This window comes from Lactobacillus sp. ESL0791 (assembly GCF_029433255.1).
Lineage (GTDB): Bacteria > Bacillota > Bacilli > Lactobacillales > Lactobacillaceae > Lactobacillus.
In genome coordinates this window covers 1,948,101-1,965,460 of sequence record NZ_JAQTHU010000001.1, presented here as the reverse complement: position 1 = coordinate 1,965,460, position 17,360 = coordinate 1,948,101, and the positions used below count along the sequence as shown (strand labels likewise).

7 protein-coding genes are annotated in these 17,360 nt (G+C 37.9%); 6 read left to right on the top strand and 1 reads right to left on the bottom strand.

The genetic code is table 11. The features are described from left to right. Window positions 1–102: 102 nt before the first annotated feature. Complete coding sequence (locus tag PT285_RS09470; protein WP_277150006.1) at window positions 103–861, bottom strand: MurR/RpiR family transcriptional regulator; 759 nt, start codon at window positions 859–861, stop codon at window positions 103–105. Window positions 862–1,015: 154 nt separating this feature from the next. Between PT285_RS09470 and PT285_RS09465 the strand changes: the two genes are divergently transcribed. The 6 genes from PT285_RS09465 to PT285_RS09440 all read left to right on the top strand — a co-directional run bounded on the left by PT285_RS09465 (window position 1,016) and on the right by PT285_RS09440 (window position 17,358). Beyond that, entirely contained in the window at window positions 1,016–2,332 is a 1,317-nt protein-coding gene (locus PT285_RS09465) for a 6-phospho-alpha-glucosidase (RefSeq protein WP_277150004.1), read from the top strand. A 12-nt stretch (window positions 2,333–2,344) separates the two neighbouring features. After that, on the top strand, window positions 2,345–3,091 hold the full coding sequence (locus PT285_RS09460) for a carbohydrate deacetylase (RefSeq protein ID WP_277150002.1): 747 nt from the start codon (window positions 2,345–2,347) through the stop codon (window positions 3,089–3,091). 66 nt (window positions 3,092–3,157) lie between these two features. After that, window positions 3,158–4,723, top strand: coding sequence for a PTS transporter subunit EIIC (locus tag PT285_RS09455; protein WP_277150000.1), 1,566 nt, complete (start codon window positions 3,158–3,160; stop codon window positions 4,721–4,723). Window positions 4,724–4,736: 13 nt separating this feature from the next. Then, window positions 4,737–5,213 (top strand): PTS glucose transporter subunit IIA, encoded by a 477-nt coding sequence (locus PT285_RS09450; RefSeq protein ID WP_277149998.1) that lies wholly within the window; start codon window positions 4,737–4,739, stop codon window positions 5,211–5,213. A 1,113-nt stretch (window positions 5,214–6,326) separates the two neighbouring features. Then, the gene (locus PT285_RS09445; RefSeq protein WP_277149996.1) at window positions 6,327–14,009 is read left to right on the top strand and encodes a MucBP domain-containing protein; all 7,683 of its coding nucleotides are present in this window, start codon (window positions 6,327–6,329) and stop codon (window positions 14,007–14,009) included. Between the two features lie 181 nt (window positions 14,010–14,190). Further along, window positions 14,191–17,358, top strand: coding sequence for an SLAP domain-containing protein (locus PT285_RS09440; RefSeq protein WP_277149994.1), 3,168 nt, complete (start codon window positions 14,191–14,193; stop codon window positions 17,356–17,358). Window positions 17,359–17,360: the final 2 nt, after the last annotated feature.

The window sequence follows — 17,360 nt, the reverse complement described above, 5'->3', positions numbered from 1 at the left end:
ATAAAAATGCTTGCGTCTATCTTTGAACAATTACTTTTTATCAATTCATTAATAAATTGCTTGCTGATTTTACTGTAATTATGCTAAAAAGAGCAAAAATATTTAGCCTGCATTCTTATTATTAACAATATAATAAATTAATAAATTTAATAAATATGTCAAAGTTTGCGCAGACCAGTGAATATTGGGAATTGTTAAGTTATGATCCACAAAAAATAATGAAATATCACTAATTCTTGCCAGTTCACAGTCTTGCTGATGAGTAATTGAAATTATTTTTACTTTTTTGAGCTTCAACAGCTCAATCGCTTCTCTATATGTTGAAATATTACCAGAAACAGAAGCAATTATGACAGTCATATTTTCATTCATAGATTTTGTCGAATTAATCAAGTCTTCCTTAGTGCGTAGGGAATACAAATTTTCGTCATAATAAACCAAATCTGTAGAAAAGTTATTAAGAAGTTGTAACTGCTTCCATCCAGTACCGAAGGTGTAACACTTTGCAGAATTAAGAATGAGTTGAGCTGCAGAATTCATTTTTGCTTGATTTAGTGTATGCGTTAGTTTTATTTCATCGATTGTAGTTGAAAGATAATCTTGAGGATTGCCAGTCTGCTGCTTGTTTTGGTTCAAGAAATCTTTAATGCGAAATTTGAATTCTGAAAAACTGGAAAACCCCATTTTTTTAACAAGTCTGGAAAGACTGGCCTGCGATGTGAAGGAAATGGCTGCCAATTCCTTGATGTTACTTTTAGGAACTAAATTAATGTTCTTATCAAGCTGTTTAATAATTTCAAGATCACTTTTTGATAAAGATAACTGGCCGATATTGATTGCTGTAACGAAAAAATCTGGCATATAAATTCCTCCTGAAAATATTTTCACAAAATGTAATAAAAGTGCAACGCTTGGAACCGGTTTCCATATATATGATACCGCATTCAAGTATGCTTGTGATTGTGCTTAAATAAAATTGTTTCAAGAAATTATTTTATTTTTGGAGGTATAAATTATGAAGAAAAATGTCGTAACAATTGCTGGTGGGGGAAGTGGCTATACGCCAGGGATTTTGTTAACGGTATTGAAATTTAAAGAGGAGTTTCCGCTCAAAGAAATTCGGTTGTATGACATTGACGAGCAGCGCAATTCAGATATGGGAATTATAGTAGACTTTTTACTAAAAAAGCAACGCCCTGATGTTAAATTGACTGTTACTCAAGATCCAGAAACTGCTTTTACTGGCTGTGACTTTGTATTTTCACAAATTCGCGCTGGCGGCATGAAGATGCGGGAAAAAGATGAGAAAATTCCGTTAAAGTACGGCTTAGTTGGTCAAGAAACTTGTGGCTTGGGCGGCTTTTCTTACGGAATGCGCTCAATGAAGAGTTTTTTGGAAATGGTCGGCTTTATCGAGAAGTATGCACCAAATGCCTGGATTCTGAATTATACCAATCCAGAATCAATTATTGCCGAATCTGTCAGAAGAAAATTCCCTAATATCAAAATTATCAACGCTTGTGACCAGACAATCTCAATTGAAGAACTGCTTGATAAGTCATTTGGTTATGATCGAAAGAACTTTATTGCGCAATATTATGGCTTGAATCACTTTGGCTGGTACAAGGAAATTTATGATGTTACCCGAGGCAAAGATATTCTACCGGAAATCATTGAAAAAATTAAAAAGCAAGGATTGGATGTTTCAGGTATGGAACCATCTTGGGCACATACTTATAACGTTATGACCGATATGGTACGGGAATTCTTCCCTAAGTATTTGCCAAACAATTATCTGCAATATTATTTGTATGAAGACCGTGCTTTGGAGAAAGAAAATCCCAATTACACTCGTGCAAATGAAGTTATGGATAGTCGACTTAAGAAGATTAAGGATACTGTGGCAGAAATTAAGGCTAATCCAAACCTCGATACAATTGATTACGCTACTGAGAGCCACGGCTTGTACATTGTAGAAATGGCCATTTCTATTTTACATAATAAGAATGACAGATTTATGCTCATCGTGCCAAACAAAGGTGCGATTCCTAATTTACGGCCAGATGCTGTGGTTGAAATTCCATGTTATGTGAATGCTAAAGGTGTTGAGCCGGTTTCAATGCGTGAGGGCATTCCAGATCTCCATAAAGGGATGATGGAAGCACAAGTAGCAGCTGAAAAATTGCTGGTAGATGCTTTCTTTGAACATTCTTACCAAAAAGCCTTAGAAGCTTTCGCCTTGAATCAGACTGTACCAAATGCAACGATTGCAAAGAAGATACTGAATGAATTCATAGAAGTAAACGGCGATTACTGGGTTGAGCTGAAATAGGAGATCTTGAATATGGGAATGTTAATAGTAAATGCTGACGATTTTGGCTATTGTCCAGCAGTAAACAAAGGTGTCATTGAATCTTATCAACAAGGAATTGTAACCTCAGCGACAATCATGGTTGGCATGCCAGGCTTTGATCAAGCGATTGAGCTCGCTAAAGCAAATCCTGGAATGGGTTTAGGTGTACATTTAACGCTGACTTGCCGTAAACCGATTAGAAATGATGTACCAAGTTTAGTTGATGAGCATGGTGATTTTCACAAAATCACCTTTTATGAAAAAGATTTTTCAGTGGACCTGGATGAAGTCTACCAGGAATGGAAAGCCCAGATCAATAAAGTAATTGCAAGCGGCATTCAGCCGGACCATCTGGACAGTCACCATCACGTGCATACGATCAAAGGAATTACCCAAGTGTTTGATCAACTGGCTAAGGAATATCAGCTGCCAGTTCGGGGAAATTATTCTAAGTCTAAGGGAATTAAGAGTCCAGCTTACTTCTTTACTAATTTTGATTCTGTAGCAAGAACTAAAGATATTTGGAAGCCATATGATATTCATAATTTAATTGAAAATACTAATAAGTTTGGCTCAGTTGAAATTATGTGTCACCCTGGTTACCTTGATACAACTATCTATGAAGGCTCAAGCCTAAACATTAATCGGATGTATACCATGCGTGAATTACAGAATAAACATTATCCAAAATTACTCCAAGAAAATGGTGTAACACTGGGCACTTTTAAGGACTTATAAAAAGCAAGTTGCTATTTATTAATTGTTTTCTCAAACAATTTAAATAGATATAAGGAGGGTAGTAGTATGGTTAAAGACAAAATACAAGCTGCGATGCAGACGTTTGCTCGTGCGATTATACAGCCTGTAATGTTTATGGCAGTAACTGGGATTATCATAGCTTTGTCGGCAATTCTGAAAATGGATTCAATGCCTGCCGTTTTTAAGACAATCGGGAATTTATTCTTTACAACACTTCAGAGTGGTATCATTGGTCAATTATCATTAATTTTCTGTGTAGGAATTGCGGCAGCGATGGCCAAAAAGCATAAGACGGATGCTGCAATTTTGGGTGTGAGCGTATACCTGATTTTTCTGTATTCAAACAATTTTTGGCTTAATTTAACACATCGTTTAGCCAAAGCTGGCAGCCAAGGCTTAGCTGGAACTGGACAAGCCGAAGTTTTAGGCGTTCAGGTAACCGACATGGGTGTGTTTTTAGGAATTATTCTTGGCTGTATCACCGGCTATTTTGTTAATAAGTTGGGTAATATAAAATTTCATAAATATCTCGCTTCGTATGAAGGAACAAAGTTTGTATATTTGATACTTATTTTTGGCGTTATTTTGTTTGGAATTTTAATAACATATATTTGGCCGCCGATTAATCATGTGGTTTCAGCAACTGTTAGCATGATGGGTAAATCAGGATCGATTGGGTTGTTTGCGTATGGCTTTTTGAACCGAATGCTGTTACCGTTTGGGATGCACCATTTGTTGTGGATGCCTCTGTACTACACGCCACTTGGTGGAACAGCAAAAATTCTTGGCAAGACATATAGCGGAGCAATGAATATTTTCTTAGCAGAATTAGGAAATATTGGAAAAATTCATTCGATGCATTGGTCGATTGGCTTTTTATGTAATTTTGGATATATCTTTTTGCCGATTGGCATTGGACTTGCCTTCATTAATACTGCAAAACCAGAAAATAAGGATCGTGTTAAAGGGTTAGTTATTCCGGCAGTTATCTCAGCAGTTGTAGCTGGTATCACAGAACCAATTGAATTTATGTTTTTGTTCACTGCTCCACTGCTTTGGGTAGCACACGGTATTATATACGGTCTCGGACTAGTTATTCCACATTTGCTGGGAATAAATATTATGGTTGAAAATATAATCAATACTATTATGTACAGCATAGTTGTACCAAATTCTCTCGGTCATCAGTGGTTAATTATACCAGTCGGCTTATTATTGATGGCAATGGAATACTATACATTTAAGTTCTTGATTTTGAAATTTAATTTAAAGACAGTTGGACGTGAAGATGAAGAACCTGAACTAGCTGGAGAACAGTCTGGCTCTGGTCAAAATGTAGTTGTAGGAACAAGTGATGAAGTGCAATTTTCACATTTGGTTAAAGGTCTTGGCGGAGCCAGCAATATTAAAGATGTTGAGAACTGTTACAGCCGAATAAGAATTAATGTAATTGATGCTTCTAAAATTGATTTAGCTGAAATTAAAAAGTTTCCTTCTTCTGGTGTGATTAATAAGAAGAACAATGTTCAAATCGTAATCGGACCGGGCGTTGAAAGTACTAAGGAAAAGTTGGATGACTTTATTGCTGGATTAGGCACTAAGGAATATTAAATGAGGTAATAAGATGTTTGGATTGCATCGAAAAAATTCGTGTCGGCTTTATGCTCCAGTTAGTGGAGAAGTAATTCCGGTAGAGCAAGTTGCGGATGACGTATTTTCCCAAAAAATGATGGGCGATGGCTTTGCTGTAGTACCGACTGAGAGTCAAATATATGCGCCGGTTACGGGCAAAATTGTTTCAGTTTTTCCGACTAAGCATGCTATCGGAATAAAAACTGATAGTGGCCTTGAAGTGCTGGTTCATTTGGGCTTAGACACCGTTGAATTAAAGGGTGAACCGTTTAAAAATATGGTAGCAGTTGACCAAAGGGTTACTGAAAAAACGATTATTTCACAAATGGATATAGACGCAATTAAGAAGGCTGGCTATGACCCAACTGTAGTAGTCGTTTTCACTAACATGAAAATTGTAAAAGAAATGACTCCGTTGAAAATGGGGAAAACCACTCATTCAAGTGTCATTGGGGAAATCAAAATTTGATTTTAATATTTAATGTGGTTATTTGTAGATTTTTATTAATAAATTTCAATCATTAATTCATTAATTATAAATTATTTAAACAAGATGATTTTGAATTCTAGAATTATGCAATGTCATTAAGCTAAAAGCTCAGTTAATCTATTTTAACTGAGTTTTTGCGTGCGTCTGTAACTGGGGACTGCGCTCAACACAGAAAACAGAGAAATTTGTCTACCAGTAGAGAGCAGCCTTGAAAATATGCAGGAGCGTGCAGCACTCAGTACAAGAGAAAGTGCTAGACCGCAATAAGGCTTACCAAAGGGTAAAAAGTAATCAAGGTAGAGCAGATTTTGTCTTGATCTAGCAGGTTATTATTTGTTGAAGCTAGAAATCCCATGTCTTTTTATCTTTTTAATTACTACAAGTAACATTTTTATGAGTAAATCTAGCACATTTCTAAACAATTAATAAAACACACTAGCAAAATTTTCTTGTTAGTATTAGTTAAAAAGTGTGTCTGAGAAAAAACTCGAATTTTATTGAAAACATCTTTAACTTAAATAAAGTTTTTGTAGTGTAATCCGACCCAATTATTTGTATTCAAAAAGAACGGTAATTTTCTATCTAATGCTCTTTTTTGGGCTAAATTTTTTCCAAGATACATTTTTTTGTCTAATAATTATTAAGTTATATAGATCGTTTTATTTTATATGATTTGGTGCAAATTTTATTTTTATTGTTAATCAAATAATCAGTAATTGTTTTTTAATTTAGGTAGAATTGTTGTCTTGTTTTGCGATTGTGGTCCATTTTGAAGAATTTAAAATTTTAATTTTTATAAGTTATGCAGTAGTTATATTTTTTGCTATATAATAAAAAAATTATGTCAACGAATGTGGCTAGTTCATATCAAAAGTTATAAATAATAATTAATTTTTCAATAAAATTTGGTATCAAAAAACATTCTAAAACTAATTAAATATAATAAAATTATAATTGAGGATTTTAATAATTAGTGTAAGAATATATAAATTTCATACTGCTTTATGATATCTAATCGATGTTTAAGCACCAGAAATGTAACTGATATGTTTGGCAGATAAATGAAATGTATACATAGTAAAGAGGAATGTTATGTTAGGAAGAAAGAATTTTAAAGAGAAGTTGCAACAGATGGAAATGCAGTCTAAGAAAGACCGGTTTTCCATTCGTAAGTTAGCTGTTGGTGCAGTTTCTGTGTTATTAGGGTTTAGTTTCTTGGGGATGAATAGTCAAACAGCCAGAGCAGATACCGTTGATTCTGGACAGTCTTCTTCAGTTGCTTCCATCGATAAAAAACAAGCAATATCAAATACAGACGCCGCAGCTGACGATATTAGTAATAATTCGGATACTGTAAAAGATAATAAGGCTAAGCAGCCTGAATTAACAACATTTTCAGGATTAAGTGCGTTTTTGCGTGAAGATACGGATGAAGAAACTCCGGCTTCTTCTAAACCGGTATCCAAACCAACTGAAACTTCCGTTCCAGTGCCGACCCCTAATCAGCAGCCGGTAAATAATGGTAAGGACCAGCAGACAGAAGAACCAGTAAGCAGTGACAAAGACCAGCAACCAGCTAAAGAGCCGCAACCGGTAAATAGTGGTAAAGACCAGGAGCAAGCTAAACAACCGAATCTGTTAGCTGATGCGGCTAAAATTTTGCAGGATGAGGTAACAGCAGGTACTACTTTTACTGCTTCAGATAGTTTTAAGCAGGCTGATCCAACTAAACAAGAAGCGCTTAATACGGCAATTAAGTCAGGCCAAGATCTGTTAACTAAATATCGTGCTTTGACGATAGCGACTTCTTTAGAAAGTGAAGCCCATAAAGATGACCAAGATAAACTTGTATCAGCATCTTCCAATCAACAGCCAATTTCTTCTACAGAAATTGTGGATAGTGGTGTTAATCAGAAATCTTTAGTCGATCCATTGAATACAACCGTAACGGCTGATGAATTAACCAATGCGGCTAAGAACATAGCTCAGGCAATTGCAGAAATTAAGAGTACTGTTGAAGGCCAAGCTGATCCGGTAATTTCTACAAGAGCAAATCATATGGATTCAAGCGGCCACACGACTCAGGATCAGTTTACCTGGAGTAATTGGAATGTGGCTGATCACACAGTTACCATGCAGACCTATACGGGGCATGATACAGTTGTTAGCGTGCCGCCAACAATTACTAAAGATAACCAGACTTATACCGTTAATAATATCAGTCACGGAATTGTGCCAGGAGGAGGTTATGTACGAGGTTGTGGTTTTAATGGAGACTACTTTATTAGGAGCTTAACCATACCGGGTACTGTTAAAACTTTATATTTTGGTACTTTTAAGCTGGGAGAAGATACAGGTAATAGTCAGCTGCAGCGGTTTGTCTGGGAAGATGGAGGGACAAAGATTACTAACTCGAATGATCGTCTAAATCTAGAGTTGCTATATTGCAATCCCCACCTGACCTATGTACAATTACCTAATACTTTGACTACGATAGATGTTCAGGCTGGAGAAGCCAATGCCGGGATGCCTGTGGGAATAATAAACGCGAAGACCTTAACTTCAACATTGTTAAGAATTAATGACTTAGATGTCTTGTTTGGCCCAGGGGGATTCAACACGTTATATGGTTATACTAAACTGAATGATCAGTCGGTTGATCCTAATTACTACATTCTTGACGTGAATAACCAAATGATTGCGCCTGATGTTATAAGGTATACCAAAAAAGATGGCACACCAATGCCTGTTGAAGTTAGCAATGTAACAGGAGCAACATATTCTAACGGCGTTTTTACAGTTAATCAAGGCGTAACTGCAATTACTTATAAAGCTACAGTAAAAATGGCAGAATTAGGTCAAAAGGACGTATCAATTAATGTTAAATTAAATGTGCGGCCACGTGTACCTAATGTAAATATTACTACTAAGAATATTTCGCTTCATACAGCAAGCCCTACTCTATATAGCCCTGCTGATACTTTTGTTAGTGGCAAAGACGAGTCAGGAAATGTTGCTCAGTGGAATTCGCCTGGTATGGAATATATGATTACTGATAGTGTTAACAGGCTTATTAATGCAGACAATGTTATTAATAGAGCAGACACATATAAAACTAATTATTCGTATACTTATGGAAAAGATAATGATCAAATATATGACTCACCACTGTCGACTGCAACAATTACTGTCTACACACCAAAGGCAGTTAAGGGAGCAAGTGCTTCGTCCGATGTTCCTATTACTGCTGCTCCTAAAGAATATATAAGCAATTCGAATGACCTAACACAGTTTAATGCTAAGTATGAATATGTTAAAGATATTAATGGGACACCTTTAGGTGGTGATAAACCTAAATTTACTTGGACTCCAGGAAATAATCGTGGACAGCTTTTCGTTAAGGTAAGCTATTTTAAAGATGCTAATCAGACACTGGCGGATGGTTCAGAAATTGTTCCAGTTGATATGACAATTATCCCGGAAAGTACAACAAGTGCCAACAATGTTATTGTTCATCACTGGATAAAAAAGCCAGATGGTACGTTAACAACTACAACAGTTCCAGGGATGTCGGATACATATGTAGATGGTAAAGTTAATGATAGAGTTACGGTAAGTGCGGCTGATACTGCTCAAAAAGCACCAAATGGGTACACACTGGTAACAACTACGGATCAAACTTCAGGAGTAATAACTTCAAGTGGCCACCAAGAAGTAACGTTCTATTACAAAGCAAATAGTTCAACAGATGCGAACAACGTAATAGTTCACCACTACCTGCAAGATCCGGCAGGCAATCCGACAACTACTACAGTGCCGGGAATGAGTGATACGCGTGTAAATGGATATGTAGGCAGTACGGTAACGGTTAAAGCAACGGATCATGATCAGAAGGCACCGGCTGGCTATACGTTGGTAACAACAGCAGATCAAACGTCTGGCAAATTGACAGCAACCGGCAATCAGGAAGTAACGTTCTATTACAAAGGGAATAGTTCAACAGATACGAACAACGTAATAGTTCACCACTACCTGCAAGATCCGGCAGGCAATCCGACAACTACTAAAGTGCTGGATGATACGCGTGTAAATGGATATGTAGGCAGTACGGTAACAGTTAAAGCTGCAGATAAAGATCAGAAGGCACCGGCTGGCTATACGTTAGTAACAACAGCAGATCAAACGTCTGGTAAATTGACAGCAACCGGTAATCAGGAAGTAACGTTCTATTACAAAGGGAATAGTTCAACAGATACGAACAACGTAATAGTTCACCACTACCTGCAAGATCCGGCAGGCAATCCGACAACTACTAAAGTGCTGGATGATACGCGTGTAAATGGATATGTAGGCAGTACAGTAACAGTTAAAGCTGCAGATAAAGATCAGACAGCACCAAACGGCTATACGTTAGTAACAACAGCAGATCAAGTGTCTGGCAAATTGACAGCAACCGGTAATCAGGAAGTAACGTTCTATTACAAAGGGAATAGTTCAACAGATGCAAACAACGTAATAGTTCACCACTACCTGCAAGATCCGGCAGGCAATCCGACAACTACTAAAGTGCTGGATGATACGCGTGTAAATGGATATGTAGGCAGTACAGTAACAGTTAAAGCTGCAGATAAAGATCAGACAGCACCAAACGGCTATACGTTAGTAACAACAGCAGATCAAACGTCTGGTAAATTGACAGCAACCGGCAATCAGGAAGTAACGTTCTATTACAAAGGGAATAGTTCAACAGATACGAACAACGTAATAGTTCACCACTACCTGCAAGATCCGCAAGGCAACCCGACAACTACTAAAGTGCTGGATGATACGCGTGTAAATGGATATGTAGGCAGTACGGTAACAGTTAAAGCCGCAGATAAAGATCAGAAGGCACCGGCTGGTTATACGTTAGTAACAACAGCAGATCAAACGTCTGGCAAATTGACAGCAACCGGCAATCAGGAAGTAACGTTCTATTACAAAGGGAATAGTTCAACAGATACGAACAACGTAATAGTTCACCACTACCTGCAAGATCCGGCAGGCAATCCGACAACTACTAAAGTGCTGGATGATACGCGTGTAAATGGATATGTAGGCAGTACAGTAACAGTTAAAGCTGCAGATAAAGATCAGACAGCACCAAACGGCTATACGTTAGTAACAACAGCAGATCAAACGTCTGGCAAATTGACAGCAACCGGCAATCAGGAAGTAACGTTCTATTACAAAGGGAATAGTTCAACAGATACGAACAACGTAATAGTTCACCACTACCTGCAAGATCCGGCAGGCAACCCGACAACTACTAAAGTGCTGGATGATACGCGTGTAAATGGATATGTAGGCAGTACAGTAACAGTTAAAGCTGCAGATAAAGATCAGACAGCACCAAACGGCTATACGTTAGTAACAACAGCAGATCAAACGTCTGGTAAATTGACAGCAACCGGCAATCAGGAAGTAACGTTCTATTACAAAGGGAATAGTTCAACAGATACGAACAACGTAATAGTTCACCACTACCTGCAAGATCCGGCAGGCAACCCGACAACTACTAAAGTGCTGGATGATACGCGTGTAAATGGATATGTAGGCAGTACAGTAACAATTAAAGCTGCAGATAAAGATCAGAAGGCACCGGCTGGTTATACGTTAGTAACAACAGCAGATCAAACGTCTGGTAAATTGACAGCAACCGGCAATCAGGAAGTAACGTTCTATTACAAAGGGAATAGTTCAACAGATACGAACAACGTAATAGTTCACCACTACCTGCAAGATCCGAAAGGCAACCCGACAACTACTAAAGTGCTGGATGATACGCGTGTAAATGGATATGTAGGCAGTACGGTAACAGTTAAAGCTGCAGATAAAGATCAGACAGCACCAAACGGCTATACGTTAGTAACAACAGCAGATCAAACGTCTGGCAAATTGACAGCAACCGGCAATCAGGAAGTAACGTTCTATTACAAAGGGAATAGTTCAACAGATACGAACAACGTAATAGTTCACCACTACCTGCAAGATCCGGCAGGCAATCCGACAACTACTAAAGTGCTGGATGATACGCGTGTAAATGGATATGTAGGCAGTACAGTAACAGTTAAAGCTGCAGATAAAGATCAGACAGCACCAAACGGCTATACGTTAGTAACAACAGCAGATCAAACGTCTGGTAAATTGACAGCAACCGGCAATCAGGAAGTAACGTTCTATTACAAAGCAAATAGTTCAACAGATACGAACAACGTAATAGTTCACCACTACCTGCAAGATCCGGCAGGCAACCCGACAACTACTACAGTGCCAGGAATGAGTGATACGCATGTAAATGGATATGTAGGCAGTACGGTAACAGTTAAAGCCGCAGATAAAGATCAGAAGGCACCGGCTGGTTATACGTTAGTAACAACAGCAGATCAAACGTCTGGCAAATTGACAGCAACCGGCAATCAGGAAGTAACGTTCTATTACAAAGGGAATAGTTCAACAGATACGAACAACGTAATAGTTCACCACTACCTGCAAGATCCGGCAGGCAACCCGACAACTACTAAAGTGCTGGATGATACGCGTGTAAATGGATATGTAGGCAGTACAGTAACAGTTAAAGCTGCAGATAAAGATCAGACATCACCAAACGGCTATACGTTAGTAACAACAGCAGATCAAACGTCTGGTAAATTGACAGCAACCGGCAATCAGGAAGTAACGTTCTATTACAAAGGGAATAGTTCAACAGATACGAACAACGTAATAGTTCACCACTACCTGCAAGATCCGGCAGGCAACCCGACAACTACTAAAGTGCTGGATGATACGCGTGTAAATGGATATGTAGGCAGTACAGTAACAGTTAAAGCTGCAGATAAAGATCAGACAGCACCAAACGGCTATACGTTAGTAACAACAGCAGATCAAACGTCTGGTAAATTGACAGCAACCGGCAATCAGGAAGTAACGTTCTATTACAAAGGGAATAGTTCAACAGATACGAACAACGTAATAGTTCACCACTACCTGCAAGATCCGGCAGGCAACCCGACAACTACTAAAGTGCTGGATGATACGCATGTAAATGGATATGTAGGCAGTACGGTAACAGTTAAAGCTGCAGATAAAGATCAGACAGCACCAAACGGCTATACGTTAGTAACAACAGCAGATCAAGTGTCTGGTAAGCTGACAGTAACTGGCAATCAGGAAGTAACGTTCTATTACAAGGGGAATAGTTCAACAGATACGAACAACGTAATAGTTCACCACTACCTGCAAGATCTGAAAGGCAACCCGACAACTACTAAAGTGCTGGATGATACGCATGTAAATGGATATGTAGGCAGTACGGTAACAGTTAAAGCCGCAGATAAAGATCAGAAGGCACCGGCTGGCTATACGTTAGTAACAACAGCAGATCAAACGTCAAATAAACTGACAGCAACCGGCAATCAGGAAGTAACGTTCTATTACAAAGCAAATAGTTCAACAGATACGAACAACGTAATAGTTCACCACTATCTGCAAGATCTGAAAGGCAACCCTACAACTACTACAGTGCCGGGAATGAGTGATACGCGTGTAAATGGATATGTAGGCAGTACGGTAACAGTTAAAGCAACGGATCATGATCAGACAGCACCAAACGGCTATACGTTGGTAACAACAGCAGATCAAACGTCTGGTAAATTGACAGCAACCGGCAATCAGGAAGTAACGTTCTATTACAAAGGGAATAGTTCAACAGATACGAACAACGTAATAGTTCACCACTACCTGCAAGATTCGGAAGGCAATCCGACAACTACTACAGTGCCAGGAATGAGTGACACGCATGTAAATGGATATGTAGGCAGTACGGTAACAGTTAAAGCAACGGATCATGATCAGACAGCACCAAACGGTTATACGTTAGTAACAACAGCAGATCAAACGTCTGGTAAGCTGACAGTAACTGGCAATCAGGAAGTAACGTTCTATTACAAAGCAAATAGTTCAACAGATGCGAACAACGTAATAGTTCACCACTATCTGCAAAATCTGGGAGGCAACCCGACAACTACTAAAGTGCTGGATGATACGCATGTAAATGGATATGTAGGCAGTACGGTAACAGTTAAAGCTGCAGATAAAGATCAGACAGCACCAAACGGCTATATGTTAGTAACAACAGCAGATCAAACGTCAAATAAGCTGACAGCAACCGGCAATCAGGAAGTAATTTTTTATTACACTCTTAATACACCAAAAGTTGTAACTGCATCTTTTCTTCAAGGGATTAGTTTAACAGGTGACGATGCTAAAAAAGTTATTTCAAATTATGATGAACTAGCTGGTGTAACTGGCGTTGAGTGGGCTAACCCAAATGTTACAAGTGGTTCAGGCAGTGTGTCTACGAAGATTAGAATATATACAACCGATAAAAATTTGGGAGCTTATCCTGGTGGTGAGACGCCTAATGGGGTTCCTGGTAGATACTATTGTGATGTGCCTGTAACTATTAACATAATTGGAAGTCCTAAAAAATTAGCAGATAACTATAATCCGAAGTATAGCGGACATACTGCTGGTTGGCATGCTAACTTAACAGATCAAAATGCAATTAAAAATTTAATTGACTATGATGGGAACAGACCGACAGGTGAAAGGTATTCTTGGAAATATAATCGAGTACCGAATACTCAAAGAAGAGGTAGAGCTAGTGGCACGATTATAATTACGTATTCAGATAATTCAACTGATGAAGTTCCAATTTCATTTATAGTAAGGTAACTTTAATTATTTATCTTTCAGAAAGATAAATCGTATAGTTGTTTATTTTAGACTAAAGGATCGTTTGGCCATTTAGGCTAAACGGTCTTTGTTGATTAAAAATTCAACCATATAAAGTAGTATTCAATAAAAACTTAAAAGTAATGATTCATAAGAATCAAGTTCAAGAAAGGATATTTTGATGATAGGAAAAAACAATTTAAACGAACGGCTACATAAAACAATGATGGAAAATAAAAATGATCATTTTTCTATTCGTAAATTAGCTATTGGTGCGGTTTCAGTCTTGCTTGGCTTTAGTTTTATGGCCGCTAATGGTCAAATGGCTAAAGCCGATACGGCTGAGCCTAGTGGTCAAGCTTCAAGTACAAACACAAATAAACAGGGGACTGAAAGTACAACCATTTCAAAAGATCAGAAAACTGCAACTGATGCTGGAAATAATGCAAAAGCAGATGTAACTACTTATTCAGGCCTGCATAGCTTTTTGCGAGATGATACTGAGCAAACGCAAACCAATAAAATTGCTGCTAAATCGGAACAAAAAGAGGACTCAAATGAGCAAGGTTCCGAAAGTGCCGTAGACCTGGCTAATGCTGCTAGTGATTTGCAAATAGAAATCGGCAAAGGCCATAATTTTGTAACTACTACGGCATATCAACAAGCAACAGCAGATAAACAGCAGGCTGTGACAGATGCAATTTCACAAGGACAAGTGGTATTAGATAAGTACAATAATTTTGTCGCTACAAATGATGAAGCGTCTAAGGTCAGTTTATTTGATTTAACTGATGCCAAAATAACAATTGGAGCAATGATTACGGCGGCTACAAATACTGTAAGTGCTCAAGATCTCTTTAATCATTGGAATTTAGAATATTCTGGTGACACTTTAACTATTACAGGTGTTGGTGGTACAGATAAGAAAAATGGTTCTGGAATACTTGCAGATTCCGTAAATGTAAATCCAGAAATTAAGAAAATTGTTATTGGCTCAGAAATAACGCTTGATAATCATACTGCAGGCAGTAATGGTATGTTTGGTGGATTAACAAATGTAGAAACTATTACTGGTTTAGATAAAGTAAATGTTCCAAGCGGTGCTGCTCTTACAGGCTTATTTGCTAATGATGCCGCTCTGAAAGAACTAGATCTCACTAATTTCTCAATGGCCGGAGCTGATACATTTACTGGTATGTTTCTTAATACAGGGATAGCAAAAGACTTCAAATTAAGTCTCCGTGGTATGCAATTTCCTTCTGCTGCTGATGCAGGTCTTGGTACTAACAGAGGTTACATTAAGCGTGTTAGTGATGGTCAAGTGCTGACTACTAGTCAATTGCAAGATGCTTATAACAGTGGTGGCCCTACTGATAGCTATATTATGTCTAATGCTGCTTCAGATACTGATACATACACGCCAGAAGAATTGCAAATAGATCTGGTTAATCATCAGACTAAAGTTGATCCGAATGCTTATGATAAATTAAAGTTTACTGATTCGTCATCCAATGAAGTTACTGCTCAAGTTTTAAAGGGTAATGGTGTTATTTCTTCCATAGATTGGGTTGCTGATAAGCAATTTAGTTCTTCTAGTACTATTTATTCTAGGACTGAAGATGAACTTGAAAATGTTGAAGGTGATGTCATTAAATCAGTCTTAATCGATAATACAGGGAATATTAATGGCTATTATATAGATCTTAATGATGCTAATAAAGGAACTAATACTAATGATCCCTCGAATCCAGTTACTTTTACAAATGGTCTTCAAGGTCTAGTTAAGGTTAGTTATACAGATGGATCGTTTGTTTATGTACACGTTAACTTTATCGTAAAAGAGGCTAGGCCATCTACATCAGATAAATGGAAAGCATTTAATAGTAGCTTGGATCCGATTTCACAAGGTACAGTACCCGAAACTAAATTTGGCACTGATAGTGCACTTGCAAGCTATGTTGATCTCAATGAAATTTCTCCTGATCAAGTAGATTATTATACGGTGTCAAGTAATGTACCACAAAAAGACTCTTTCGATAATGACATAATAGATAATAATAATAACAAAGTTTACGCTGATTTAAATGCTACTTGGCATGGTATAGACTCTGATGTTGATTACCCAGTGCATGCTATGGTAAGAATTCACTATAAGAATGGTGGCATTCAGGATTTTGATGTTCCTGATTTTAAAATTCAAAGCATGGCCAAATCTAGTCCAGCTAAAAACGGATTTAATTTAAAAGGAATCTATTCAGGTGAATCACCAATTTCTGTTTTGGATGGTATTATTAAAAATCTTAAAGCAGAACCAGATGCTGCTAACATTGATTTTAACACCATTGAATGGAATGGTAATCCGACATTTAGTCCGGATTCTAAGCCAGCATCTTTTAAAATAGGATATAAAGATGGCTCACAGAATAACAATGTTGCAGTTAATGCAAATGTTAGACCTACACCACCAACTAGTCATGCTGATCAGTTGGTGAAGGAAATAACACAAGGCAGACAAACTGTAGCCGAAATTGAGATTCCTCAATATTCTGATTTGGTAAATGATCAAACTTTGGCTGCTAATGTTGCTTTGGGTACTAACTTGCCAAAAGGTACAACCTTTGCTTGGGATCAAAGTAAACTGCCGGATACTTACACCAAGGGTACTAAGGCGACAGCTTTTGTGATTGTTACTTCCCCGGATGGTTCAGTTGCAAACATTCCAGTCAATGTCACAATTGGTGATCCAATAACGCAAGACATCAAGTTGAAGCATAATGCCTATCTCTATAACGAATATGGTGAGCGTGCAAATGGTATTAGTTTGAAAACTGGGTCAATCGTAACAGTTTACGGTACAAGAGTAATTGATGGACGTAAGTTCTACTTGACTAAAGATGCTGCTTATTATATCGCTGCTGGTAACGATAAGCCGGTAATACGGAAGCTGAATAAGAATGCTATGACTTATAACATTAAAGGCAAGAAGGTCGTTAGTGCAAAGAGGTTCAAGGGCGAACAGATTCAGACTTATGGTATTCCGGTTGTGATTAAGGGCAAGGAGTATTATGCAATTGGTCATAGACGTTACATGCGCAAAGTAAACTTCCCGCCAACACCGGAATGGGTTGTTCCTAGATTAACCAAACAAGATTTGGCAGATGGCGTAGTTCAAAGACAGTTAAAGAAGAATGCCTTTGTTTACACTGACAAGTTAGATCGGGCAAATGAAGTAGTTTTGAGTGCTGGTTCGATTATTCAAACTCGTGGAACTAAGACAATTGGTAATCAGCAATACTACGATCTAGGCAACAATATGTATGTTGATGTGCGGAATGTGAAGAGAGGATAATT

Excerpts from the sequence above, each read along its gene's own strand:
- PT285_RS09460 (WP_277150002.1), top strand. The coding sequence starts at position 2,345 with ATGGGAATGTTAATAGTAAATGCTGACGATTTTGGCTATTGTCCAGCA.
- PT285_RS09450 (WP_277149998.1), top strand. The coding sequence starts at position 4,737 with ATGTTTGGATTGCATCGAAAAAATTCGTGTCGGCTTTATGCTCCAGTT.
- PT285_RS09465 (WP_277150004.1), top strand. The coding sequence starts at position 1,016 with ATGAAGAAAAATGTCGTAACAATTGCTGGTGGGGGAAGTGGCTATACG.
- PT285_RS09445 (WP_277149996.1), top strand. The coding sequence starts at position 6,327 with ATGTTAGGAAGAAAGAATTTTAAAGAGAAGTTGCAACAGATGGAAATG.
- PT285_RS09470 (WP_277150006.1), bottom strand. The coding sequence starts at position 861 with ATGCCAGATTTTTTCGTTACAGCAATCAATATCGGCCAGTTATCTTTA.
- PT285_RS09455 (WP_277150000.1), top strand. The coding sequence starts at position 3,158 with ATGGTTAAAGACAAAATACAAGCTGCGATGCAGACGTTTGCTCGTGCG.
- PT285_RS09440 (WP_277149994.1), top strand. The coding sequence starts at position 14,191 with ATGATAGGAAAAAACAATTTAAACGAACGGCTACATAAAACAATGATG.